Annotated in this window: 19 protein-coding genes; 12 read left to right on the plus strand and 7 right to left on the minus strand. The window is 42.4% G+C overall.

Annotated elements, in window-relative coordinates:
• Positions 1 to 3 precede the first annotated feature (3 nt).
• From DBR43_RS28965 to DBR43_RS28990, 6 genes are all read left to right on the plus strand, one after another.
• Entirely contained in the window at positions 4 to 894 is an 891-nt protein-coding gene (locus DBR43_RS28965) for a helix-turn-helix domain-containing protein (protein ID WP_124586807.1), read from the plus strand.
• A gap of 66 nt (positions 895 to 960) precedes the next feature.
• Entirely contained in the window at positions 961 to 2,061 is a 1,101-nt protein-coding gene (locus DBR43_RS28970) for a DUF6268 family outer membrane beta-barrel protein (protein WP_233603260.1), read from the plus strand.
• The gene (locus DBR43_RS28975) at positions 2,061 to 2,474 is read left to right on the plus strand and encodes a DUF2141 domain-containing protein (RefSeq protein ID WP_124586808.1); all 414 of its coding nucleotides are present in this window, start codon (positions 2,061 to 2,063) and stop codon (positions 2,472 to 2,474) included. Before DBR43_RS28970 ends, DBR43_RS28975 begins: the two co-directional genes overlap by 1 nt.
• Before the next feature lie 4 nt (positions 2,475 to 2,478).
• Entirely contained in the window at positions 2,479 to 2,886 is a 408-nt protein-coding gene (locus tag DBR43_RS28980) for a hypothetical protein (protein WP_124586809.1), read from the plus strand.
• Positions 2,873 to 3,787, plus strand: a complete 915-nt coding sequence (locus DBR43_RS28985; protein ID WP_124586810.1) for an NAD(P)H-binding protein — start codon at positions 2,873 to 2,875, stop codon at positions 3,785 to 3,787. Before DBR43_RS28980 ends, DBR43_RS28985 begins: the two co-directional genes overlap by 14 nt.
• Positions 3,788 to 3,992: 205 nt before the next feature.
• Positions 3,993 to 4,526, plus strand: a complete 534-nt coding sequence (locus tag DBR43_RS28990; protein ID WP_124586811.1) for an RNA polymerase sigma-70 factor — start codon at positions 3,993 to 3,995, stop codon at positions 4,524 to 4,526.
• Here DBR43_RS28990 and DBR43_RS28995 read toward each other — a convergent pair whose 3' ends face one another.
• Complete coding sequence (locus DBR43_RS28995) at positions 4,527 to 5,861, minus strand: Gfo/Idh/MocA family protein (RefSeq protein WP_124586812.1); 1,335 nt, start codon at positions 5,859 to 5,861, stop codon at positions 4,527 to 4,529.
• 202 nt (positions 5,862 to 6,063) lie between these two features.
• Here DBR43_RS28995 and DBR43_RS29000 point away from each other — a divergent pair, with 202 nt between their 5' ends.
• From DBR43_RS29000 to DBR43_RS29010, 3 genes are all read left to right on the plus strand, one after another.
• Positions 6,064 to 7,014: a FecR family protein gene (locus tag DBR43_RS29000; RefSeq protein ID WP_124586813.1), complete on the plus strand. Its 951-nt coding sequence runs from the start codon at positions 6,064 to 6,066 to the stop codon at positions 7,012 to 7,014.
• Between the two features lie 163 nt (positions 7,015 to 7,177).
• Positions 7,178 to 9,793, plus strand: coding sequence for a TonB-dependent siderophore receptor (locus DBR43_RS29005; protein WP_124586814.1), 2,616 nt, complete (start codon positions 7,178 to 7,180; stop codon positions 9,791 to 9,793).
• A 1-nt stretch (position 9,794) separates the two neighbouring features.
• The gene (locus DBR43_RS29010; RefSeq protein WP_124586815.1) at positions 9,795 to 10,922 is read left to right on the plus strand and encodes a PepSY-associated TM helix domain-containing protein; all 1,128 of its coding nucleotides are present in this window, start codon (positions 9,795 to 9,797) and stop codon (positions 10,920 to 10,922) included.
• Positions 10,923 to 11,017: 95 nt separating this feature from the next.
• On the opposite strand, the gene DBR43_RS29015 is transcribed toward DBR43_RS29010, so the two are convergent.
• Together DBR43_RS29015 and DBR43_RS29020 are read right to left on the minus strand one after the other, a co-directional pair.
• On the minus strand, positions 11,018 to 11,656 hold the full coding sequence (locus DBR43_RS29015; protein ID WP_124586816.1) for a DsbA family protein: 639 nt from the start codon (positions 11,654 to 11,656) through the stop codon (positions 11,018 to 11,020).
• Entirely contained in the window at positions 11,657 to 12,694 is a 1,038-nt protein-coding gene (locus DBR43_RS29020) for an aldose epimerase family protein (protein WP_124586817.1), read from the minus strand.
• Between the two features lie 84 nt (positions 12,695 to 12,778).
• Here DBR43_RS29020 and DBR43_RS29025 point away from each other — a divergent pair, with 84 nt between their 5' ends.
• From DBR43_RS29025 to DBR43_RS29035, 3 genes are read left to right on the plus strand one after another with little or no spacing between them, the layout of a single operon-like run.
• The gene (locus DBR43_RS29025) at positions 12,779 to 13,930 is read left to right on the plus strand and encodes a galactokinase (RefSeq protein ID WP_124586818.1); all 1,152 of its coding nucleotides are present in this window, start codon (positions 12,779 to 12,781) and stop codon (positions 13,928 to 13,930) included.
• Positions 13,931 to 13,967: 37 nt separating this feature from the next.
• A complete protein-coding gene (locus tag DBR43_RS29030; RefSeq protein ID WP_124586819.1) occupies positions 13,968 to 14,498 on the plus strand; it encodes an RNA methyltransferase in 531 nt (176 codons plus the stop codon).
• Positions 14,499 to 14,527: 29 nt separating this feature from the next.
• Positions 14,528 to 15,190: a YdeI/OmpD-associated family protein gene (locus DBR43_RS29035; RefSeq protein ID WP_158622625.1), complete on the plus strand. Its 663-nt coding sequence runs from the start codon at positions 14,528 to 14,530 to the stop codon at positions 15,188 to 15,190.
• 70 nt (positions 15,191 to 15,260) lie between these two features.
• Here the strand turns inward: DBR43_RS29035 and DBR43_RS29040 are convergent, their stop codons facing one another.
• The 4 genes from DBR43_RS29040 to gltB form a co-directional block, all read right to left on the minus strand.
• Positions 15,261 to 16,685 (minus strand): SusD/RagB family nutrient-binding outer membrane lipoprotein, encoded by a 1,425-nt coding sequence (locus DBR43_RS29040; RefSeq protein WP_124586821.1) that lies wholly within the window; start codon positions 16,683 to 16,685, stop codon positions 15,261 to 15,263.
• A 10-nt stretch (positions 16,686 to 16,695) separates the two neighbouring features.
• Positions 16,696 to 19,740 (minus strand): SusC/RagA family TonB-linked outer membrane protein, encoded by a 3,045-nt coding sequence (locus tag DBR43_RS29045; RefSeq protein ID WP_158622626.1) that lies wholly within the window; start codon positions 19,738 to 19,740, stop codon positions 16,696 to 16,698.
• Between the two features lie 622 nt (positions 19,741 to 20,362).
• A complete protein-coding gene (locus DBR43_RS29050; RefSeq protein ID WP_124586823.1) occupies positions 20,363 to 21,829 on the minus strand; it encodes a glutamate synthase subunit beta in 1,467 nt (488 codons plus the stop codon).
• Positions 21,830 to 21,904: 75 nt separating this feature from the next.
• Complete coding sequence (gene gltB / locus DBR43_RS29055) at positions 21,905 to 26,410, minus strand: glutamate synthase large subunit (RefSeq protein ID WP_124586824.1); 4,506 nt, start codon at positions 26,408 to 26,410, stop codon at positions 21,905 to 21,907.
• Positions 26,411 to 26,605: the final 195 nt, after the last annotated feature.

The following is a 26,605-nucleotide window of genomic DNA, read 5'->3' on the forward strand; positions in this document are numbered from 1 at the left end:
GCCGTGACTAAAATAAAAAGAGTAAGCCCGACAGATTTCAGAGGTCAGTATATGTCCGAAATGTCAACGGATTTCGTGATTTTAAAAACACCAATCCAAATCCATGATATCGGAAAGACATCCGGATTTATTAAAGTGCCCAGCCCCCTGCACAGGCCTGATTTCAATTTCATCGTCCACATTACCAGAGGGAAAGCAAAACAGCAGGTGGATGCCGATGTGCTGTCCATAAAAGAAAATGAAGTTTTGTTCATCAGGCAGGGGAACGTTACTGCTTTAAAAGAAGTAAGTGAAGATGCCACCGGACACATCATTCTATTTGAAGATCAGACACTCAATCAACTGTTGTCCAAACAGGAACTCATCAAACTTTTCTCCGCAAATACGGTCATTCATTTATCGAAGGAGAGCAGTGCATGGCTGACTCCTCTTTTTGAGTTGCTGAGCATTGAACTTTATAGTCCGGCTCCAAACCTTGGGATCTGCTATTCGCTTCTTCAGGCAGGATTACAAAAGATCCTTACTTCAAACACAGCGCTGAATAAAGGGGTAAACCGGAATTCCGAAATTACCTTTAATTTTAAAGAGCTGGTATACAAACATCATGTCACACATAAAACGGTTTTATTTTATGCAGATGAGTTAGCGGTATCCGAGAACTACCTCCATCGATGTGTGAAAGAAACAACCGGCACAAGTCCGAAGGAATGGATCAATAAAGTGAGTATCCTTCAGAGTCAATTGTTGCTGCAGGACCTGACCAAAAGCATTTCTGAAATTGCTTTTGAGCTCAATTTCGGCGACCCCAGCTATTTTGGACGCCTCTTTAAAAAGGTAGTCGGAATCACACCTTCCGAATACCGGATTGCATTTATGCAGGATTTGTCCGGGTAAAGGATGGTTTTGTTTTAAAGCAGCCTCTGTTTTCAGTCCATCTTTGTATTATCAAATTCAAAGAAAATGAAAACATCAATTCCCGTTAGAAATTTCCCAAAAAAAGCGCTGCCCTCCCAGCGTACCTATGGACACCTGAAGGTACTCCTCGTTAAAGTCCTGTTCCAAAAACTGTTTTTTTTACCCGCAGGAAAACCTTGCGATCAGCCGCTGTATTATCGTATAAACAGGAGAAAGTTATCTTACCTTTTTATGTTCCTCTCCGCTTTCCTGTTTTCCAATAAAAGTCAAAGCCAGATTATTCAGGACATTGGCGGTGTTGCGGTCACCGTTCATGCCAAGAGTGAGTTCAAAGATTTACCATCAGAAAGTTCACTGAAAGGGAACAAGTTTCAATTGAACACCTACGATGCCTGGTTACCTATTCCACCATTCAACATCGGCAAAACCAGCGTTTTTAGCAACCTTAACTATAGAATGATGGATTTTAAATATGACAATGAAACGGTTGCCGACTTAAACCGTATTGACAGAATTCATGAAATAAAATCGGTCATTATTATCAGACATCCGATTTCAAGTAAATGGTCTATTCTAGGAATAGCAATGCCAACCCTGGCTGCCGATTTTAAAAAGAAAGTCTCTTTTGACGACCTGATCCTGGATGGAATATTAGGGGTATCCAAAACATTTGGCGCAGAATCAAACCTTGAAATTGGACTTGGCGTGCATGCCATGTACTCTTTTGGAGAAACCTTAATCACCCCTGGAATATCCATCGACTACAAAAGTACGAACCGTAAATGGCTGGCGCAATTCTATTGGCCTAGGTTAAATGTACTCTATAGCCTGACTGAAAATACCCAGATAGGTCTGGCCGGTTCCATAGACTGGACGCGTTTTAACCTGAAAAACTATAAAGGTTATAATGGAAAGGAAGTCGATTACGCACAATTCTCCACTATCCATGGTGGCCTGCAGTTACATCAGCGACTGGTTGGGGGCATCTGGCTTCAGGTACAGGCAGGAATGGGGCTTTTGAACCGTTATGAAGTGTTCGATGCCAAACAAAAAACAGTGAATGACTTCTCCATCTCTAACATGGCTTACGGAAAAGCCGCACTAAGCTATCGTATTGGCAGAAAACAAATAAACAACAAAAAATAATGAAAACAACCATCCTGATCATGCTCGCCATTTTTGCATCCGCATTTGCAAAGGCACAACAAGTAAAAATGAACATCAACGTCAGTAATATTGAACCCGGTAAAGGTACTGTCGTGTTAAATGTTTACGATAAAAAAGAAGATTTTTTAAAGAAAGTCTTCCTCAGCAAAACACTTAAGGCCAATGCCTCAACCTTGACATTTACCCTTGATTTACCGAAAAAAGGAACCTATGCAGTCACCATTTTTCAGGATTTAGACGACAATAAGAAACTGAAGCAGGATTGGTTCGGCATCCCTCAGGAACCTGTTGGTTATGGCAACAACTTTAAACCTTCGGCAAAACCCAGGTTCAATGACTGCGCGATAACGCTGAACAGTGACCTTGTTACTCAAGCCATAAAACTCTTTTAGACTAATGAATCACAGAAATTACCCGGCCGGGAATTTTACCCTGCGCTCCCTGCTCTTTGCAATTGTACCCTCTTATGTATTTCCTGCACTAATGTCTGGTATCTCCGGAATTATTCTTCAGAAAAGCGACCTGATTCAGGCAAGCTATACCACGATAGGCATTTCTTCCCTATTGTCAACACTCTTAAGCTTTCTGATCCTGTGGCAATTGGAACTGAAACAGATTTTAGTATCGCAAAAGTTGCTCAGATCCCTGGTTATTATATTATTCATGATGAGCCTGGGCGTACTGATCACCTGGATCCTCCAACTTCAATCAGAATACTTTAACATTACTTTTTCCGCATTTTTAGGTGCCACCATATTAACGATCCGTCAACCGATAAAGAATTATAGAAATGAAAGAAATTAAGCCTACAATCGTTGTCTTTGGATGCACAGGTACCGTTGGAAAAGAGGTCATGCGCCAGCTAAATGGCATGGATTGTATTGCAAGAGGAGTGCTCAGAAATCCTGAACGGGCCTACCCGGTATTGAAAAACGGCCTTCCATCAAACATCACCTATGTAAGCGCCGATTTAAACTCAGGCGAGCAACTGAAAGAAGCTTGTCTGGGAGCAGATGCCTTGTTTCTTTTAACGGCTACTTCTCCGGACCAGATAGCCCATGAAATGAACATTATTGATGCTGCCAAACAAAACGGTATAAAACGGATCGTTAAATTGTCTGCACCGATCGTTCCATTACCGGCAAAAGTGGAGGTTAGCCAATGGCATGGTAAAATAGACGATTACCTTTCCCAAAACATCGAGGATTTTTGCTGCCTGAGACCTCATTCCTTTATGCAAAATTGGGAACGGAATGTATTCACCATCCAATATTTCGGCAAGATTTTCGGAGCTTTAGGAAATGCAGCAAGAAATTATGTGGATTGTCGCGATGTAGCCACCGTAGCCGTGAATAATTTATTGTCGCCCACAGCACTAATTGAAAAATCCATTGTTCTTGCTGGCCCACAGGCGATTACAAATATAGAAATGGCCGCAAAACTATCCCGCATAACGGGTAGTAAAATCGACTATGTGGACATCACACCGGAGGCCTTATTTAATCAGTTAACGAGGAAAGCAAAATTACCGGAATGGTTAGCCAACCATATTGTAGAGCTTGATGATCTGGCCATCAAAGTTCCGGAACCGGAATCTGATACGATTACAGATTTAATTTTAAGAAAGCCACGCATCATGGATGAATACCTGCAGGAATGCCGGCATCATTTTAAAAGAAAACCGCTCTGGAAACTCTTACTGTAAATCCTCCCCTGAACAAGGGCTGAATCAGGGGTAAAAAAAAGGAGCTGAATGTTTAAAACACAGCTCCTTTTCTTTTTTCTAAGCGGCTATCTCCCCTTCATTAATCCCATAAAATGAAATTAAACTGCTAATCACAGATATAATTTTGAATTACAAATTCTCCTTAGCATATTTGCGCTGTTTAGATTGCTTCTAAATAATAGGGATGGAAGATTTTATACTCATTGATCGGATTAAAGCTGATGACCAGAACGCTTTTGAAACGGTGTTTCAAAAATATTGGGACATGGTACTTTCCGTATGCATTAAATATACAGGATCTGAGGAAGATGCAAAGGAACTTACCCAGGATATCTTTTACTCTATATGGACACGCAGAGCTGATTTAACAATCAAAACAAATTTGTCCGCCTACCTTCATCAAAGTGCAAAAAACAAGTCTTTCAATTTCCTGCGCGACCGGGAAAGGCAACAGGCCAAATTAAGTCTGGTTGCTTTACCCCCATTGGTCGATGGCTATTCTGCGCAGGAAATAGACCTGAAAGAACTGCGTCTGATGCTTCAGCAAACCACCAACAAACTTATTGAGCCTGGAAAAGGGATCTTCAAGCTGAGCCGGGAAGAATCACTGAGTCATCGCGAAATCGCTTTAAGAATGAACATTTCGGTGAAAACGGTAGAATACCACATCGGTAAAGCCCTCCGCCATTTCAAAACCCAACTTAAAGATTACCTATAATCAGCTAATTTTGGGCAGTTGGTATCCATTATGATACTCTTTTTCCAGATATGTTTTATTGATCTTCTTATCGCTAAATTGACCTGCATTGGCATCCCAGATCAGTTTCTGACCACTCCGGTAAGAGATATTACCCATCTGGGCAACCGAGGCCACATGAGCACCAGCCTGTATGCTACAGTGAAGGTCTTCCATTTTACGGCTTTTGATCACTGCGACAAAATTTTCCATGTGTTTCTGTAAGCCGTTATCGCTCGCCTTTTCAAAAGGCCTCAATACCTTATTTGTACTTTTCTTTTCTTCAATCACTTCCCATCCACCACGATTCAGGATTAATGTCCCGTTGTTTCCAATATAAGCGATCCCATGATCCCTGTTATAAGAACCGTTATCTATCCCCATCGCTGAATCCCATACCATATTGAATTTATCGAACTCATACAATGTGGTCAGTGTATCCGGAGTTTCTTCATACAGATCCGGATAAGCAAAACGCCCACCCAGTCCTACGATAGATTTTGGAAGCTCAGCCTTCATGCCCAACAATGCATAATCAATCAAATGGACTCCCCAATCCGTCATCAGGCCTCCTGCGTAATCCCAAAACCAACGAAAATTAAAATGAAAACGACTGCTGTTAAAAGGGACGATAGCCGATGGACCCAGCCATTGTTTATAATCTACTCCTGCCGGCGCAGCACTGTCAGGAACCACAGCACCAGGCTTCATCCATCCCTGGTAACACCAGACTTTTACCGTCCGGATATTGCCAAGTTGCCCGGAGTGTATAAAGTCTACCGCATTCCTGAAATGTTGCTGGCTTCGCTGCCATTGTCCGGCCTGGACCACAGTATTATACTTCACCTGAGCGGCGACCATTCGGTTGCATTCCACGATAGAATTGCCAACCGGCTTCTCTACGTACACATCTTTACCGGCCTGACAAGCATGAATCATTTGTAAGGCATGCCAATGATCCGGTGTTCCAATGATAACAGCATCTATGTCCTTATTTTCCAATAATCGTCGGTAATCATTATAAATGATGATTTTACGGGTATCTATATTTCTTTTGCTCAGTTCATTAAGCCGGCCATCAATGACATTTCGATCCACATCACAAATCGCGATTAAGTTGACACCTGGTATATTTAATGCCGCATTTACATTAGACCAACCCATTCCGTTTACACCAATAACAGCTATATTGAGCTGATCACTAGGCATCATTTTCTGGTTGAAAATTGCAAATGTTGAATTATTTATCGTCGATGCAAGGAGCCCTCCACCCGCAAGTAAAGATGCCTTTATCAGAAATTGTCTTCTTGAATCCATAATTATCAATGGTTTTTATATTAACCCTGGTTTTAAATTTACAGCATTAAACGAACACGATTCAACTGGTATCTATCTAAAAAAATACGTTATCTGATCAGTATCACCTCATCAGCTGGTAATTATTGATTAGATAGCAGATATACAATAAATATTAAATTTAGCTTAGGGTGGTACTTTGTTTTGGGTACTATATAGGTAGATGGATCATAAACTACTAGAGCGGTATTTCAGGGGAGCCTGCACACCTGAAGAAAATGAAAGGGTAGCACAATGGCTGAAGCAGCAGGACGAAGCCCTACCTGAAGCCCCGGCTGATATAAAAAATAAGGAATCACTAAAAGATGAACTCTGGCAAAACCTGAATACGAGAATCTCCCATGAGCAAAAGCGAAAACCTTTTTTTAAACCTCAGCTCTTCAAATCAATTTCCATAGCAGCACTGGTCTTATTGAGCCTATCCACGGCCTACCTCTTCCTCAGGGAGAGATCAAATGAAAAAACTGCACTCAGCTGGAATCAGGTAAAAACCGAGCCCGGAAAACAACTGACCATCAGCCTGCCAGACGGAAGCACGGTGCAGTTAAATGGGGGTTCCATATTGGAGTATCCAAGTCAATTCAGCAAAACATCCAGAGAAATAAGAATGATCCGTGGCGAAGGGTACTTCAGCATAAGCAGCGATATCAATCGGCCGTTTAAGGTAAATACCCCCGGCAAAAGCAATGTTCAGGTATTGGGGACACAATTCAACATCAAACTTAAACCTGTAAGTCAGCAGCTCGACATCACTTTAATCCATGGCAAAATTGCCTTCGGCACGCCAGATAAATATCAGCTGATGAAGCCCGGGGAACAATTACTTTACGATACCGGCAATCAAAAGATCAGTTCCATAAAATTGACCGATACAGAACTGATTAAAGCATGGAAAGATGGCATACTGTGGTTTAAGGACGTCCCTGTTTTAGAAGTCTTTGCAGAGCTTGAGCAATACTATGGCGTAAAATTTACCGGCACCGACAAAATTGAACAACAGACTTTCAATGGAAAATTTAACAAGAAATCATTATCGGAGATCCTGAAATTGATGGCATACAGTACAGACCTGAAATTCAAAATTAATGGCACCAGCATAACCGTTTACAAATAATCCTATAAAATCAGATCAATGTCTCCATAAGTCCAGGCGAATTCCTATCCAGAGGTCTCCAAAAGAAAAAACCGAACATGCGCTAACATGTCCGGCAAAATGCTTTTAAAAGATCTATCAAATTGCGAACATCCAATTTATCATTTTAAAAACTTTCAAAAATATGAAAATTACTCAGGTAATCTCCTCCCTGAAAAAGAGCATTATGCTCCTTACTGTCGTCTGTTTTACATTTATTGCAAAAGGACAGCAGCCAAATCAACAAATCAATATCAGTCCCGCAAATACCACTGTAAAGCACCTGATCGAACAGATAGAAAAGCAAACGGGATATAGCTTTGTCTACAGTAACCGCTTTGCAGATGTCAACAAACAAATCACGATTCAACGAACCAATACTACCATAAAAGAGCTGTTTTTACAGATTTCAGCGCTGACCAATTTAAAATTCACCGCTGTAGGAAATCAGGTCGTCGTAAAGGAAAAAGAAATCGGCAGGGTGACAGGTAATGTGGCAACAACAGATGGGCAAGCGTCCGGGGCTGTGAACATTTCTATAAAAGGTGCGGGCAGTACACAAACAGATGAGGATGGGAATTTTACACTGAACAATGTAGAAGCTGGAAATCAAACGCTGATTGCAAGTTATATCGGCATGGGGACAAAAAGTAAAAACATTGTGGTCATTGCCGGACAAACGATTAAAGCAAATTTTGTATTAACAGCGCAAAATAACGCCTTGAATGAAATCAGGGTAACAGGACAAAAAAGAAAGACCTCTTCAGTTACCAAAAGCGAAGTACCGCTGGAAAACCTGCCGATGATGGTACAAATCATCGATCAGTCTATATTGCAGCAAAGACAAATCACTTCTATTAAAGACGCCATCAGCAGTGCCAGTGGGATCACTTATACAAGCAGTTTTATTGGAGGTTATGACTCTTTTACCGGAAGAGGATTTGATTTAACCATGATGCGCAATGGCGTCTCCGTTGAAAACGGAGCGGGTCAGTTGTATGGAGATAACATTGAAAGCATTGATATCCTTAAAGGTCCTGCATCGATACAATATGGAGATATTGCGCCGGGCTCTGTGATGAATCTGGTCTCCAAAAAGCCTTTGGATTATGACTATAAAAGATTTGAAATGAAAATCGGTCAATATGGCCTTTTCAGACCTACATTTGACATCAGCGGACCTCTAAATGTACAAAAAACAGTATTATTCCGTTTAAACACTTCGCTCGAAAAATCGAATAGTTTCCGCGATGAGATCAATAGCAGGGTGTTTTTCCTGGCACCAACCCTGACCTGGAAAATTACCCCGAAGCTGACCTGGAATATCGAGGGGATTTTTAATGATGATGTGCGAACTGCAGATCCAGGTGTCATTTCCCCGGATAATAGCTTTGAAGGATTGAAAAAAGTCAGGTTTGCGACCTTCCTCGGCGAACCTGCTAACGAATACCGCAGCAACGAGGAAAGTGTCTTTTCAAATCTGGAATACCAACTTAGTAAGGATTGGAAGATCAGGAACAGCAGCTATTACACCAATGCAAAGAGACGTTACGGATGGATGTCGCTGGATGCGAGTTCTATAACCCCAAATGGGGACCTGGAAAGAGGCTATTCTATGGAAAATGGAGATCACGGAGGCTGGGGTACCACATTCGACATACTGGGAAAAGTTAAAACAGGAAGTATCATCCATAATATCATCGTAGGGGCTGAAATGTTGCAAAACGACAGGTCAAGATCGCTTTCTCCATGGGTGACCCTGGAAAAGCCAATTAACCTATACCGGCCGGTATATGGACAGTCTACCCTAATTTTAGATAACCTCGGTAAACCGGCCAATCCTGCAACAGAAAGAAAGAGGTTCGGTGCTTATGCCCAGGATCAGTTTTCCTTTTTGGACGACAGGGTTCATGTGTTAATGGGATTGCGCTATAACCATGTAAAACGATCAGCGAGCTGGTCTGACGGTGCACCTGCAGCTTATAAACCAGATGTACAAGATGTATTTAACCCTCGTTTAGGTTTGCTTTTTAAACCGGCGAAATGGATGTCGGTTTATGGGTCATATACCAATTCATTTGAAATGAACGGGCAAAATCAACTGACAGGAGAACTGGTTGCACCTACCAATTCTCATCAGTTTGAAGCTGGCATTAAAACGAGCCTACTCAATAATCAACTGGGAATTACTTTTGCAGCGTTCAAAATAGACAAAAAGAACGTGACTGGTATAGTTACCGACCTGACCGAGGCTCCGGATTTCCCTTATACAGATTACAACCCAACCAGCGGTATCGCTTCTTATATCGGAGCCAGACATCAGAGTAAAGGTTTGGAACTGGATATTAATGGTAAAATCAATGCGGAACTTACCTTAAATATTGCCGCTTCCTATATCGATGCAATTATCGTTGATGATCCGGCCTATCCTAAAGGTAATGAACTGGCTGGAAACTCAAAGGCAATTGTAAACATCTGGGCTAATTATGCTTTTTCCACCTTGCCATTAAAAGGCCTTGAATTGGGCGCAGGTTACTCCTATCGTGGTCAAAACTATGCAACAAGCTATAACCTTCCGGAACAGCTTGCACCAGGTTTCGCTACTTTTGATGCTTCCGCCGCTTATAGTTTCAACCATTTCTTTACCCGCCTGAATGTAACCAACCTGACTAACCGCAAAGCTTATACCTATGGTATGTATGGTGGTTATTATCCGCTATGGTCCCAAAGAGCAGTTTTAAGTCTTGGCGTTAGGTTCTAACATGAATTTTAAGAAGATCAATGCATTTCTACACCTCTGGCTCGGTCTCCTCTCCGGGCTGGTGGTGTTTATTCTTGGCATTACGGGTTGTATTCTTGTCTTTGAAACAGAAATCAGGAATGCCCTGGAGCCTTATCGTTTTGTTCCTGTTGAAGCAAAGCAAATGTTGGCCCCTGCACAACTAAAGGCCAAAACAGCAGTTCAGCTGAATGCCCCGGCCAGCATTACAGGAATCACTTATCATACGAGTGAAGAGGCTGCTACCATTTATTACCAACTCAAAGATAAATCAGAATGGGAAGCTTATGTGAACCCCTACTCAGGAAAACTGATTAAAGTGAGACCACAAGCTATAGGCTTCTTTGATGTCGTACTTTACCTGCATACGAGTTTACTTATCCCGGGCAAAGCGGGTCAGGCCATCGTTTCCTATGCCACGCTGATTTTTATCGTTTTACTGATTTCCGGCATCGTACTCTGGTGGCCAAAAAAATGGAATAAATCCTCCCGTAAAAAGAGTTTTTCCATAAAATGGAATGCAAAGTTCAAACGTTTAAACTACGACCTCCACAATGTGCCTGGCTTTTACAGCATGCTTTTTGTGCTCGTTATCGCATTTTCAGGTGTGCTGATCAGTATCCCCTGGCTGGCAAAAGGGCTCTATTGGATGGGCTCGGGAGGTGCCTCGCTACCCAAGCGGGTTCCACCATCAAGTAAGGTAATTCAAGGTAGCCCCCCTTACAAAAACGGGGTTGACCTGCTTTGGACAAAATTTGCCAATGCAAAACCGGGAATGGGAAAAATCATTCTTTCCATCAGCTACCCGGAGAAAAAAGAAGAGGTGATTACGCTCGTTTACAATCCGAAACCGGGAACATCATATCAATCAGAAATTCAATACTATGACCAGTATAACTTAAAGAAGATCGACATGCCTCATTTCTGGCAAAAGGAATATATAAAAGCACATCTGGGAGATTTGTTCGGCCGACTGGCATTCGATACCCATACCGGACAAATCGGCTCCCTTCCAGGTAAAATCCTGGCTTTTATTGCCAGCTTTATCGCTGCCAGTTTGCCGGTAACCGGATTTTATATCTGGTGGGGCAAACGCAAAAAGAAAATATAGATTTTACGTCCGGATATCCACGATGAGTCCAGCTTNNAAGCTGGACTCATCGTGGATTTATTGTTTAGAGACAATGGATTCAATCAAACCTGATATCAAGACTGACCTTCCCAGGCCTGCTTTAATGCGCCAAGAAAGGTCTCTGAAGGCTGTGCACCAGACACGGCCAGCTTTTCATTGAAGACAAAGAAAGGAACACCGCGAACGCCAATGGTTTCTGCGGTTTTCTCATCATATCTGACTTCATCTGTAAAATGATCACTATTTAATACTGCGGTAATTTCATTGGCTCCCAGACCAGCCTCTACCCCTATTTCCAGCAGGGATGCAGGATCACTAATGTCTTTGCCATCTGTAAAATGGGCTTTAAACAAAGACTCTTCAATTTCATCCCCCAAACCTTTGGATTTTGCCAGCTGAATCAGACGGTGTGCATCAAAGGAACTGGCAACAATGGACTGACCAAGATTAAAGTTCAAGCCCACTTCTGCTGCCGCTTCTGTTACATGCTTGTGGCTTTCTGCCGCCCATTCCCGGCTCTTTCCATAACGCTCAGCAAGATATTCCTCTGAACTTTTGTCCAGTACCGTAACCATATTCTGGTCCAGTTCAAAGCTATGCCATTCTACTTCTATCGCTTCTTTATGTTCAAATTCAGCAAGTGCAGATTCGAACTTTCTCTTTCCTATATAACAAAACGGACACCTTACATCCGACCAGATATCAACTTTCATTTAGCTATGTTCTATTTTATAAATTGTAGTTTGTTTGTACGTTTCCCCTGGTCTAAGTATTGTACTCGGGAAAGCAGGAATGTTAATGCCATTCGGATGGTGTTGCGTTTCCACACAGAAAGCACCATAAGGATGGTATTCAACGCCACCTTTACCATGTTTCACTGAGGTATATTTTGCCGTGTACAAATGTACTACCGGTTCTGTGGTATAAACGGAGAGTTTCAAACCGCTTTTTTCCTCTGAAGTTTCTGAAGCCAGTGTAAATTCCCCATATGGTTTATCCAAAACATAACTCTGGTCATAACCTTCTTCCGGATCCCAGTCCTGAGAGATCAGCTTTCCGCCCAGGAAGTCGTGTATCGTGCCCTCTACGGGAATTAACTTACCTGTAACGGCATAGTTATCGTCCTGCTCAAGATAATGGCTAGCAGGCATTCTATGATGGTGATTTCCAACCGAGTCCAGATCAGGTGATAAATTAAAATAACTGTGATGGGTGATATTGATGGCTGTAGCCTGATCGGTACTTCCTTTAAAATCCAGGATCAACTCATTCTCGTCGGTTAATTTAAAAGTGAGCTGCAGGGTTAGGTTTCCCGGAAAATGCTCTTCTCCATCAGGACTCACATATTGCAGGGTAACACTTGGATCTATGGTCGATAACACATCCCAAACCTGTTTGTCAAATCCTTTAATTCCGCCATGAAGGCAATCGCCACCTTTGGCTTGCGTGAGTTGATGTACCGTTCCATCAATAGTGAACCTTCCATTTTTTACGCGGTTGGCATAGCGACCGATCACTGCTCCCAGATAGGGATAGTCTGCCAGATACTCCTCACTTACGTAACCCTCAAAATCATCGAAGCCAAGCACAATATCCTGCTTTTCGCCTCGCTTATTCACCACGATAAATTTATTAATGATTGCACCATAATTGAATATTTTCACATAGGTGCCATGTGTATTTGTTAACTCAATACCAAGGATCTCCTTACCGTCAATAAATTTCCCGGTCTTGATTAGCTTTGTTTCCATAAATTGTATATTAGGGCGGTTGTTATTTAAAACAATACTATCAATACTTTACTTAAAACAAAAACTTTAAATTAAAATATTACAATGAAAGCGGAATTGACCGATAAATTCTTAGCGCTATATGGACAAGAGCCAAAGGCGAATTATTTTACCCCCGGACGCGTGAACCTTATTGGTGAGCATATTGATTACAATGGCGGACTGGTAATGCCTTGCGCAGTTACTTTAGGCACCTGGTTGAGCATTGCTCCGAACAATGATCAGGTGATTCGGTTCAACAGCCTTAACTTTCCTGAAAAACAAGAGATTGCACTACAACCATCTTATACAAAAACAGGTTCAGAATGGTACAATTACCCATTGGGTGTTTTCCATGAAATCCTTAAAAAGCATGAACTTCCTACAGGCCTGGACCTGCTTTTTTACGGCAATATCCCCATTGGTTCGGGATTATCTTCTTCCGCTTCAATAGAAGTTGCAATGGCTTACGCTTTAAACGATTACTTTAATCTTGGCTATGAAAAAATTGAGATCCCTTTGCTGGCTCAAAAAGTAGAAAATGAATTTATCGGTGTGAACTGTGGCATTATGGATCAGTTTGCCGTTGCATTCGGAGAGGCCCATAAAGCGCTGGTACTGAATTGCGATACGTTAAAATACAAATCTGTAGACTGTAACCTTGGTGATTATTCCCTGGCCATCATCAATACCAATAAACCAAGGAAACTGGCAGAGTCAAAATATAATGAAAGGGTTGCCGAGTGCCAGACCGCTTTAGCGCAACTGAATCAGGAGATTACGCTGAACAACCTTTGCGAACTGAATGCAGAGAAGTTTTCACTGCACAGTCATTTGATTACTGATGAGACGGTTTTGAAAAGGGCTACGCATGTGATCCGGGAAAACGACAGGGTAAGCCTTGCTGCAAAAGCTTTGAACGAAGGAAATTTAGCAGAGTTTGGCCGCTTAATGTATGCTTCTCATCAATCATTAAAGGATTTATACGAAGTTACAGGTGCGGAACTGGATGCTGTTGTTGAATTTTGTACAGATTATGAGCATGTGATCGGTGCAAGAATGACCGGCGCCGGCTTCGGAGGATGTGCAATTGCCTTGTTAAAGAAAGGACAGGAAGAAGATTTTGCCAGACAACTGACTGATTTCTATGTAGAACGAATAGGTTATCCGGCAGCTATATATATCAGTGAGATTGGTAATGGTGCTTCTGCAATTTAATTTTAATTTTGCAGGATAGAATTATCAAAAGTCTTTAATGAAAAAATTAAAATCAGACGAGCTAAACCGTGTAGGTGTAGAAGAGTTTAGAGAACAGGAGAAGTTACCGGTTGTGGTGCTGCTTGACAATGTACGCAGCATGCACAATATCGGCTCTGTCTTCAGGACGGCAGATGGTTTTGCCATTGAGAAATTATACCTCTGTGGCATTACCGCTCAACCTCCGCACCGGGAAATAGAAAAAACAGCTTTAGGGGCAACCCAGTCTGTGGCCTGGACACATTTTGAAAGCACATTGGAAGCGGTGGCTTCCCTTCGTGAAGAAGGATATGAAATCATTGCCATAGAGCAGGCATCGGGAAGTATTATGTTGAATACTTTTCAGCCTGAAAGCAGCAAAAAATATGCGTTGATTTTTGGAAATGAAGTCAACGGAGTGAGCGAAGAAGTAATGGCACAAATTGATAAATGTATTGAAATTCCTCAGTTTGGAACCAAACATTCTTTCAATATTGTGATCTCTGCAGGTATCGTCCTTTGGGACTTCTTTGCCAAGCTAAGGTTGTAATTAGATAACCGGATTAAATGAGCGGACAGATGGACAACAAACTACTGAAAAAGCTACATGTTAAAGCTGGATTTAAGCTTCTGGTAGAAAATGCGCCTGAAAATATATCAGAGTTGCTGGGAGATTTTGATGCTGTACAACTCAGCTTTAACGCAGAAAATGAATTTGATGCATTGCTGCTGTTTGTATTGAATAGTTATGAGCTGAAAGAACAACTGGCCATCATTTCTCCAAAACTCAGGCCCGATACTTTATTCTGGATTGCTTATCCTAAAAAAAGCTCGGGAATGGAAAGCGATCTCCATATGATGGCACCATGGGAGGAAGTAAAAGTACATCAACTGACACCTTGTGCATCTATCTCGATTTCGGAAATCTGGACAGGCCTGCGTCTGAAGCCTATCGCCCTGGTGAAGGCTTCTGCAGTGAGAAATGAAAACATCGAACAGAACGAATTTTCAGCATATATCGATGTTGTCAACAAACAGGTCCTCCCACCGCAAGATCTACTTGCAGCCCTGGAGCAGTATCCATTAGCGCTGACTTATTTCGAGTCCCTGGCTTATTCCCATAGAAAAGAGTATGTGCTTTGGATCTTAACGGCAAAGCAGGACAAAACCAGGCTTAGCAGAATTGAGAAAACCATTGAGATGCTGCTGACCAAGAGAAAAAATCCCAATGACAAATTCTGATCATCAAAAGATCAAAATAAAAGGGGCCGGATCNNGATCCGGCCCCTTTTATTTTATAGATAAATCAGGGTTATTTAGCCCACCAGACTTTCTCAGAGGTCGGGATGCTCTGTTGAGGCTGAGGGTTTGAGGTCACTTCCTGTGAAGGATAAGGATAACGCTGAGGGATATATGGTCTGAATGCATTTGGAACTACATTCAAAACAGGGAATCCCGTTCTGCGCCAGTCGTTATAGGCTTCCAGCGACAAGAAGCTCGCTACATATTTCTCATTGATCAATGTTTTCAAAGGAGTTACCGGATCAAGAATGGAATGAATGGCGGTGTAGGCATTTTTATCTGCTGCAGCAACCTTCAAGAGGTCCATATTGGCTTCGATAGCGGCTTTCAACACCGGCTGTGCAGCTACGGCACCAGATTTATTTAAGGTAGCCTCAGCCTTGATAAACAGTGCTTCTGCATAGGTAGCCAGATACACAGGGGCCGATTTTCCGGTTTCTTCATCGTCCGCAATGTATCCGCCAACATTAGGGGAAACTGCGGCATAAATGGTAGGATCTGTAGTTGGAATCGTTCCGCTTTGTCGGCCTACATAGTCGCCACCCGAACCCGGAGCGGCTAAAATAGGTAGCCTGGGATCATTATTAGCTTTCAACAGGTCCACGAAATTTTTAGAAAGCACTACTCCTCCTGCTCCAGGCAATGTTCCCTGGTACCATGGATTTTCTCCTTTTGCTTTTCCGGAATAGGTTACTTTTGCATTGTCTGCGTTTGCAGAAAATCCATTCTGCAATGCTGCCAATGCTAAATCTGCCTGTGTTGTTGCCGAATAACCTGCTGCTTTGCTCAGGCGAAGGTGATATCTCGCTTTAAGTGTATAAGCCAGTTTTTTCCAGGATGCGAAATCACCACCATAGATCAAATCATCGCTACCTACACGAATACCAGCAGGCGCAGAATTCAGGATCACAATCGCCTGATCAAGCGTAGTCTGAATCAATTTATAAATGCTCTCCTGTGAATCGTATTTAGGTTTTAAATTACCCAAAGCTGCGAAACCTTCGGTATAGGGAATGTCGCCCCAAAGGTCAGTACAAACCGCTAAATTATAGGCCAGCAAGACCTTTCCGATGCCCGCATAACCATTGTTACCTGCCTTTTCTGCTTTATCGATCATAAGCCTGGAATTATAGAAAATTGCAGGATAAAGGTCAAAGCTCCAGGTATTGTTTACATCACTTGGTGTAATTCTATACGAATCAATTTCCGGAGCCGGCTGATTGATGGCCAGTTGCTGCGTCCAATAGGCGGATACGCTGCCCGGAAAACCGCCGATAATATTGGTGGTCGTATAAATCTCCAGAGGAGTCAAAATCAAAGCTTCCTGAACGTCTACCGGATTGTTTGGATCTTTATTAATGTCAAGGAATTTTTTACATCCTGATGCAGACACCAGTAATATAAATGCGATTAAGGTATAATATGTCTTTTTCATGTTGTTCGATTTAGAAAGTAACTTTTACAGCGAAATTATAGCTTCTGTTAGATGGGGTAACAAAATTGGTAAAGCCGCCACCATTTCCGGTTCCATATAAACTTACTTCCGGATCTGAGCCTGTGTAATGCGGCGTATAGAACCATAAGTTTCTTCCTGTAGCGGAAATGCTCAATCCTTTAAATGGTGTTCTCTTTAAAAGTGAAGGCGCGAAATTATAAGCCAGGCTTACCTGTCTCAATTTCACATAAGTACCATCTTCTACCCCATTTTCATCTACCTGTGAATAGTTATTTTGATAATATCCCTGATCTATTGGAACTACTTTGGTATTTACCTGTCCATCTTCGGTAACACCGTCAAATACTCTCGTACCTGTTCTGTCTTCAGTTATTTTCGTTACCCCATAGAAATTCAGGTAAAAATTATCAAGGTTGTAGACATCTCCACCTTTTTTCATATCCAATACGGCAGAAAGACTCAGGCCTTTCCAGGTAAAAGTGGTGGTTAGTCCTGCATTCCATTTCGGCACTGTATTTCCGATCGGACCAAGCTTTTCATCAATGATCGGATAACCATCGGCACCGATCACCATTTTTCCGGCATCGTTACGCAGGTATCTTGAACCAAAAATAACTGCATAAGGCTGGTCTTTATAAGCAAATACTCCGGGGCTGACAAATCCGGCAAACTGAATATTGTCCAGATTCTGACCGATATCCGTCACTTTATTATTGATTTTAGAGAAGTTAAGTCCCACTACCCAGGTGATGTCCTGAGTTTTGATTGGTGTACCGCTCAATATCAATTCAAAACCTTTGTTGTACATACTTGCCGCATTAATTACAGCCGCATTAAAACCACTCGATGGTGTAATTGGTGTGGTACTGATCAGATCTTTACTGATCTTGTTGAAATAAGTCGCTTCAATATTAAACCTGTTCTTAAACATCTTTAATTCCAGACCTGTTTCAAACTCTTTTAAGCCTTCGTTTTTCAGGTTAGGGTCACCATAGGTATTGGTCAGTAAAAACCCGTTACGTCCATCGTAAGGGAACTCAATATTTCCGATTGTTGGTTTTGTATAAGGAGTACCAATACTGTAAGGTGCAACGTTATCATTTCCTACATAAGAATAAGAAACACGGATTTTACCGAAGTTAAGGATAGAATTGTTACTTAGACCAAGAGGTTCTGTAAATATAAAACCTGCAGAGGCAGATCCGTAAGGATAGAATCTTTTATCGGCACTAAGTACCGAAGTTCCATCATAACGACCGGTTAAGGATAAAGACAGCATGCGTTTGTATTCACCGGTCATTTGTGCGTACACTCCTACTTTTCTATAATTCCTGTCCGTAATTTTAGATACAATGGTGGATGCGTTTGCGATGTTGTAAAAATCTTTCGCGCCCAGTCCGATGCCCTTGTCAAATACCGTTCTTTCCTCAGAAGAAAGGATGTTATTCCCGACCAGGATGCTTCCAAAGAAATCATCTCCAAAGTTTTTCTTGGCCTCAACGATCAGGTCATGGTTAAACTGTCTGAAATTGATTTCACGGTTGTACATTTTTCCATCCGCAGATTCCCCGCCAACAATTCCCGGAGCTTCATGATAGGTCGTTCCATCATTAAAAATATCAGCACCCAGTCTTTCTGTAATTGTTAACCACGGTGTCGGGTTATAATTTAGTGTGAATACCGGTAAAAACCTGTTTACAACCGAAGCAAACTTAACGTTGTCTACCAGCCAGTAAGGGTTATTCCTTGCTGCGCGATAAACCCTTTGGCTTCCGTCAGGGTTAGTGGTTGGAAAAGGATCCCATGAAATTGGTGCGGCATAAACCGTCCAGAATGGACTCGCCAGACTATTGCCCTCTGGCAGGCGGTCATTTGCGGTGTTGATGTAGTTCAGCTGACCGGTCACTGATACTTTGCTTGTAATTTCATGTGTAAATTTGGTAAAGAAAGAGTGACGGCCGAAATCCGTACCCGGCATCGTACCTTTTGTATTCAGGTAGGAATAAGAAACCAGATACGATGATTTATCCGTAGATCCATTTACCGCAAGCGTATTGTCTGTGGTAAAACCTTGTTTAAAGAATTCCTTTCTTGGATCATGCTTCGTTACCGGAGCGCCATTTACGGTTAATCCTTCAATCAGTGGTCCCCATGAACCGGAGCTCAGCTGGCCATTGTTACCATCTACATAAGTACCATTGGTACCCTGCGCATATTTATCCTGGAATTCAGGGAATATGGCATTGTCAAAAGTAATACCCGAAGAAAGCGAGACAGAAGGTTTTCCTTTACCCGTTTTTGTCGTGATGATGACCACCCCTCTCGCTGCCGCCGAACCATATAAGGCACTTGCTGCTGCTCCTTTAAGGATAGAGACACTTTCTACGATATTCGGATCAATATCAATTGCCCTGTTAGCTGTTCCTCCGGCACTCAATGCACCATCCGGATTTCCCGCTTCCGTATTGTTAATCGGCACTCCATCCACAACGAATAAAGCACCATTCTCTCCGGTAAGGGAAGTATTTCCTCTGATCACAATTTTTGAAGAGCTACCTGCAGCACCACTTGAATTCGTGATCTGAACACCGGCCACTTTACCAGCCAGTGCATTGACCAGGTTATTCTCTTTGGCAGCAACCAGAGAATTCCCCGTCACTTCCTGTGTAGAATAGGTCAATGTGCGTTTCTCTCTCTTGATACCAAGGGCGGTAACCACAATTTCATTTAAATTGTTTTCTTCATCACTTAAAGAAACATCTAACTGATTATTTGATCCGATTGCTTTCGTTAGGGTTGTAAAACCCAGGTAAGAGAACTCCAGGCTCAGGTTGTTTCCGTTCACCTCGATGGAGTACTTTCCATTGGCCCCGGTTTGTGTTCCTGTTTTCTGCCCTTTCACCCTTACAGATACCCCAGGGAGGGGATTTTTGTCGCTTGTCGCGATTACGGTACCAGTGATGGTACGTGTTTGTGCCCAGGCTGTTATTGTAAACAGCAACAGCACCATTAGCGTTAGTAACGGTCTTTTCATAGTCATTTCAGGATTAGTTAATAACTATAATTTAAGCTTTTGCCGAATTTTATATGTCAACAACGTCTCATTTCCGTTACAAAACACGCTTAACAATCAGTATTACAGGTATTTAAACTAACAACAAAGTCAAAAAACAGCATATTTTGGTATAAAATTGACGGATTTACCACAAAAAACACAGTAATAATATAATTTTTGAAGCACCAAAAATCCCAAATCAAGGTTTCGTCCGGACATTTTTCATTTGATTTCGGGAGTTGAAATTCAGTGGAAATTCAGGCAGTCAACTTTACTTATAAAACATCGCTCAGACGACGTAGAACGATATAAATAAATGAAAATGCCCATTTACAAAATAACACCTATGAATTGTAAATTCTTTGTAAATTAACTGCTAAAAAGTAAAATTCAAGATCATCACTGGCAAGGATTTATGTTTAATCTTTCTGGTTATTTAACTGATTTTCAAGGAAAAGTATTGATATAGGCCCGTTATCGCGATAAATCCTCCTTATCACCGGAATTCCGGATGCTATTTTAAATCAAAAAACCCCGGAAATATTAAATTTCCGGGGTTTTATTATCAATAATGAAATAAATCTTATCTCATTTTTAAGGATTAAGCATAAGGGATTCCATCTTTGGATGGCAGGCGGCTATGTCCCATGAGGTATTCATCCACTTTACGTGCGGCTTCCCTACCCTCTGAGATGGCCCATACTACCAGGGATTGTCCCCGGCGCATGTCTCCGGCAGCAAAGATTTTAGCAATATTAGTTTGGTACTTACCCTCTTCGGCTTTTACGTTTCCTCTATTGTCCAGCTCTACGCCCAATTTCTCGATCAAACCTTCCTTTTGAGGATGTAAGAAACCCATGGCCAATAAAACCAGCTGGCAAGGCAAATCACGCTCTGTACCCGCTTTCTCTTTGAAATTTAAAGGTCTGCCTACAGCATCAATCTCCCATTCCACATCCACTACTTTTAAGGCTTTCAGGTTTCCATTTTCATCCTTGATGAATTCCTTGGTATTCACTCCCCAGGCCCTTTCACAACCTTCTTCATGAGAAGAAGTTACTTTTAAAAGCATTGGGAAGGTTGGCCAAGGCATATTGGCTGTACGGTTCTGAGATGGCATTGGCATGATCTCAAACTGCATCACAGACTTTGCCCCCTGTCGGTTTGAAGTACCAATACAATCAGAACCCGTATCTCCACCCCCGATCACAATCACATCTTTCCCGGTAGCCAGAATCGCTTCTCCATCGATGTTCACGCTTTTCACACGTTTGTTTTGTTGCTTCAGGAAATCCATAGCATAATGAACACCCTTCGCCTCACGGCCGGTAATGTTCAGGTCTCTTGGAATGGTAGATCCTCCAGCCAATACGATCGACTGGTATTCCCTAAGCAGGGTATTGAGTTCCACATTAACCCCAACATTGGAGTTACATTTGAAAACAATCCCTTCTTTTTCCATCAGGCTGATTCTTCTGGTGACCACGTCCTTTTGAAGTTTAAAATCCGGAATGCCATAATTCAACAATCCTCCCGGCGTATCATCACGTTCGTAAACTACCACCTCATGACCAGCCCTGTTCAGTTGCGCTGCTGCTGCCAGACCTGCGGGTCCGGAACCAATAACTGCTACTTTCTTGCCGGTACGGATCAATGGCTCTTCCGCTTTGATGTATCCTTTATTGAAAGCAATTTCAATAATATGTTTTTCTATTTCTTCGATAGAGACCGGAGACCTGTTGATTCCAAGTACGCAGGCCGACTCACATGGTGCCGGACAAATCCTTCCTGTAAATTCAGGGAAGTTATTTGTGCTCAGCAAAATGGTAGAAGCCAGCTGCCAGTCTCCTTTATATACTGCGTCGTTAAACTCCGGAATCACATTGCCCAGCGGGCAGCCCGACTGACAAAAAGGAACCCCGCAATCCATACACCTTGCGGCTTCCCGGTTTACCTGCTCTAATTCGAAATTCTGTACAAATTCATTATAATGCTTTAAACGTTCTTTAGCATCTTCTTTTACAGGAGCAGTTCTTTCATACTCTAAAAATCCGGTTACTTTTCCCATAGTTAAGCTATATTTAGTTTAGTGGTTCTGATCATTTTGTGTTTCAATTTTCTCTGGTTGTTTCGGAGCATAAGGTTAAACAGTTACTTCAGCTCTTTTCTTCAATACTGCTTTATATTCTTTAGGGAATACCTTAATGAAATGCGCAGATTGTGTGGCCCAGTCGCTTAAGATGAATTTAGCCAGATTACTATCTGTCAGCTGAATGTGTTTCTTCAGCAAGATATTAATGCGCAGTTCATCCTGTTCATCCAGAGGATCAAGGTCTACCATTTCTTTATTGCATTTATTGGCAAACTCTCCTTTAACATCATAAATCCAGGCAACTCCACCGCTCATACCCGCTGCAAAATTACTTCCGGTATCACCGATCACCAGAACTTCACCACCAGTCATGTATTCACAGCCGTGATCACCTAAACCTTCCACTACTGCTGTAGCTCCGGAATTTCTAACCGCAAAACGTTCTCCTGCCTGTCCTCTTACATACAATTCGCCGGAGGTTGCACCATAAAGGGCTACATTACCAATGATGATATTTTGTTCCGGTACATAACTGATCGTACTGAAAGGATAGATAGACAACCTGGCACCTGAAAGTCCTTTTCCAACATAATCATTGGCTTCGCCTTCCAGCTGCAGGGAGATCCCTTTCGCTGCGAAAGCACCAAAACTTTGCCCGGCGGAACCTTTAAATTTGAAATTGATGGTATCTGCCGGCAGCCCCTGGCTTTTATAAACTTTAGACACTTCGTTAGACAGCATCGTTCCCAGTGCACGGTTGGTATTCTTCACTTCAAACTCTCTGTAGATCGGTTCCTTATTCAATAAAGCAGGCTGTGCTGCTTTGATCAGGGCATGATCCAGGATATCTGTCAAGCCGTGGTCCTGCAGTTCGGTCTGGTAAAGGCTCAGGCCGTTATCAGGCGCTTTATACAGGATTGCAGAAAGATCAAGGTCTTTCAGTTTCCAGTCGCTCGGATCGATTTGACGTAAGCTTAACGCATCCGCCTGACCCACCATTTCTTCTACCGTTCTGAAACCTAATTCTGCCATGGTTTCTCTCAGTTCCTCCGCAAGGAAATGGAACAGGTTCACTACATGGTCTGCTTCTCCGGTAAACAGTTTTCTCAGGTTAGGATCCTGAGTCGCTACCCCTACCGGGCAGGTATTCAGGTGACATTTCCTCATCATAATACAGCCGGAAGTAACCAATGCTGCTGTCGCTACACCCCATTCTTCGGCTCCAAGAAGCGTCGCAATGGCGATGTCTTTACCTGTTTTCAGCTGTCCGTCTGTTTGCAGGACTACCCTGCTGCGCAGGCGGTTTTTAACCAGTGTCTGATGTGCTTCCGCGAGGCCAAGCTCCCATGGAAGTCCGGCATGCTGGATAGAGGTCAATGGCGATGCACCCGTTCCTCCGTCAAACCCTGACACCAGGATCACATCCGCATGTGCTTTTGCCACTCCGGCAGCAATTGTTCCAACACCAGCTTTAGAAACCAGTTTCACGTTGATTCTTGCTTCGCGGTTGGCATTTTTCAAATCAAAGATCAGCTGTGCTAAATCTTCAATAGAATAAATATCGTGGTGTGGCGGCGGAGAGATCAATCCTACCCCTGGCGTGGCGTGACGAACCTTAGCGATCCAGTCGTCCACCTTATCTCCGGGTAATTGTCCACCTTCACCTGGTTTGGCACCCTGTGCCATTTTAATCTGCAATTCATCCGCATTGCTCAGGTAATAACTCGTTACCCCAAAACGTGCAGAAGCAATTTGCTTGATGGCAGAGCGCATTGAATCGCCATTTTCCATGGTTTCATAACGCAATTCATCCTCTCCCCCTTCGCCGGTATTGCTTTTTCCGCCGATGCGGTTCATGGCAATGGCTAAAGTAGAGTGTGCTTCATGAGAGATCGATCCAAATGACATCGCTCCCGTTGCAAAGCGTTTCAAAATATTTTCAACCGGTTCTACTTCCGATAAAGGCACTGCAGGACGGTCGTAATTGAATTCAAATAAACCTCTGATCGTATACGCCTGATGTGTCTGTTCGTTTACCAGCTTAGAATACTGTTTATAGACATTGTAATCTTTCTTTCTCGTTGCATTCTGCAATAAGTGGATCGTTTGAGGGTTGAACAAATGTTGTTCTCCTTTACGTTTCCATTTATAATTACCACCTGTAGGCAGGATCATATCCGGACGTGTTGCCGAACCAAAGATTCTATTGTGTTTAATTAAGGTTTCTCTGGCAATTTCGTCCAGTCCCAATCCACCAATTCTGGAAACGGCGCCCGTAAAATAATTGTCGACCACCTGCTTGTTGATCCCTAGAATTTCAAAGATCTGCGCACCATGGTAAGATTGTAAGGTCGAGATTCCCATTTTTGAGAAGATCTTTAACAATCCATTATTTACTGCATATATATAGTTCTGGATTAATTTTGCTGGTTTGTTTTCCAATTCAGTTTCAAAACCTGTAATTGTTTCTTCTGCGAGGTAAGGATTTACTGCAGTCGCACCAAATCCGATTAAACACGCGAAATGGTGAACTTCCCAGACATCACCTGCTTCTACTACCAGGCCTACATCCCCCCTGTATCCTTTACGGATCAAATGATGGTGAACAGTAGAAACGGCAAGGAGAGAAGGAATTGCGGCATGTTCAGAATCCAGTGCACGATCAGAAAGGATGATCACCTGAAATCCGTCTTCCACTGCATCTACAGCATAACGGCAAAGTCTGTCTAAGGCTTTTGCCATAGCGCCCGGTTTTCCGGTTGCCCTGAAATAGGTTTGTAAAGTTTTAGACTGGAATACACCCGTATCGATACTTCTCAGTTTCTCCAGCTCTAAATTCGTTAATATCGGATGTTTAATCCCCACACAATGACATTGCATTGCTTTTTCTTCCAGGATATTTCCGTTGTTACCCATGAAACCTGCAAGGCTCATCACCACTTTTTCCCTGATCGGATCGATCGGCGGATTGGTCACCTGTGCAAACAACTGTTTGAAATAAGAAGAAAGGTGCTGAGGTTTTTGCGAAAGGACAGCTAAAGGTATATCTGTTCCCATAGATCCGATTGGCTCTTTACCATCTCTGGCCATTGGTTTCAGGATTAGATCGATGTCCTCACGGCTGTAGCCGAATACCTGCTGGTACTTGAAGATAGACTCCTGAGAAAGCCCGCTGAAGACCACTCTTGGATCTGAAAGTTCTTCCAGTCTGATCTGGTATTGATTTAACCAGTCTGCATAGGGCCTGCGGCCACAAACCAGTTGCTTAATTTCGGTATCACTGATGATTCTTCCCTGCTCCATATCTACCACAAACATCTTTCCCGGAGTTAACCTTCCTTTTTCGATGATTTTGCTTTGATCCAAAGCCAGTGCACCTGCTTCAGAAGCCATGATCACATGGTCATCTTCGGTGATGGCATATCTTTGCGGACGAAGTCCGTTTCTGTCCAGTGTGGCACCAATCAGATTGCCATCTGTAAATGAAACAGCTGCAGGTCCATCCCATGGCTCCATTAAAGTAGCATGGAACTTATAGAATGCTTTTTTAAGTTCATCCATATCCTCATTGCCATCCCATGCCTCAGGAATCAACATCATGAGTACATGTGGCAATGAGCGGCCTGCATGCAGCAATAACTCTACTATATTATCTAAACATCCTGAATCGGAATTGGACTCGTCAATGACAGGAAGTAAAATATTCAGTTCTTCAGGCGTAAAGTAAGACGAAGCCAAAGACTTTACGCTTGCTCTAAACCAGTTCAGATTCCCCTGCAGGGTATTAATTTCTCCGTTATGTGCGATATACCTGAAAGGCTGTGCTAGCTTCCATGAAGGAAAGGTATTGGTTGCAAAACGACTATGAATTAAGCCAAAAGCGGAAACGACACGCTTGTCACTTAGTTCAGTAAAATAGGTTCTCACCTGCAAAGAGGTAAGCTGTCCTTTATATACGATCGTTCTCGAAGAGAAAGAAGCAATATAAAATTCGCCATTGATTCCCTTTACGGTATTGTTAATGGTCTTTGACAGGTAATTCTTGAACACATAAAGTTTACGTTCAAAGTCTGCACCTGCTGCAATAGCATAAGGACGTGCGATAAAGACCTGTTCCATTTCCGGTTCTACCGATAATGCCATGTCTCCAATACCTTCTGTATTGGTTTGTACCTTTCTGAAGCCTAAAACTTCCAGTCCTAATTTCTCTGCTGCACGGTAAATGATCTCTCTGCACTCTTCTCTCGCCTTGACATCTTTGGGTAAAAATAGCATCCCCACCCCATAATCGCCGGACTCATTCAGGCTGAATCCGATTTTAAGACATTCGTCGTACAGAAACTCGTGAGGGATCTGTATCATAATACCTGCGCCATCTCCGGTATTAATTTCTGCTCCGCAAGCCCCGCGGTGATCAAGATTCTCAAGAATGGTAATGGCGTCGGAAATGATTTGTTGCGACTTTCTGCCCTTGATATGGGCAACGAAACCAATGCCACATGCGTCGTGCTCAAAACGCTGGTCGTACAACCCTTGCTGATCTTGTGTTTGTTCCATAAGTTTAATTTAGTGTTGGTTGGGTATAGTGTGATTGAGACACTAAGTTACGAAAAAAAATCAAGGAATTATAATATCGTTATATTTTTTAGGAGATACACAGCATATTTCAATTATAATCCTTGTATTTTATAATATTCATAAATTACATCGATTTAAATTACGACATTCATAACCAATATTATTCATGCATAG

Origin of the sequence: Pedobacter sp. KBW06 (assembly GCF_003852525.1) — a bacterium.
Taxonomy (GTDB): domain Bacteria; phylum Bacteroidota; class Bacteroidia; order Sphingobacteriales; family Sphingobacteriaceae; genus Pedobacter.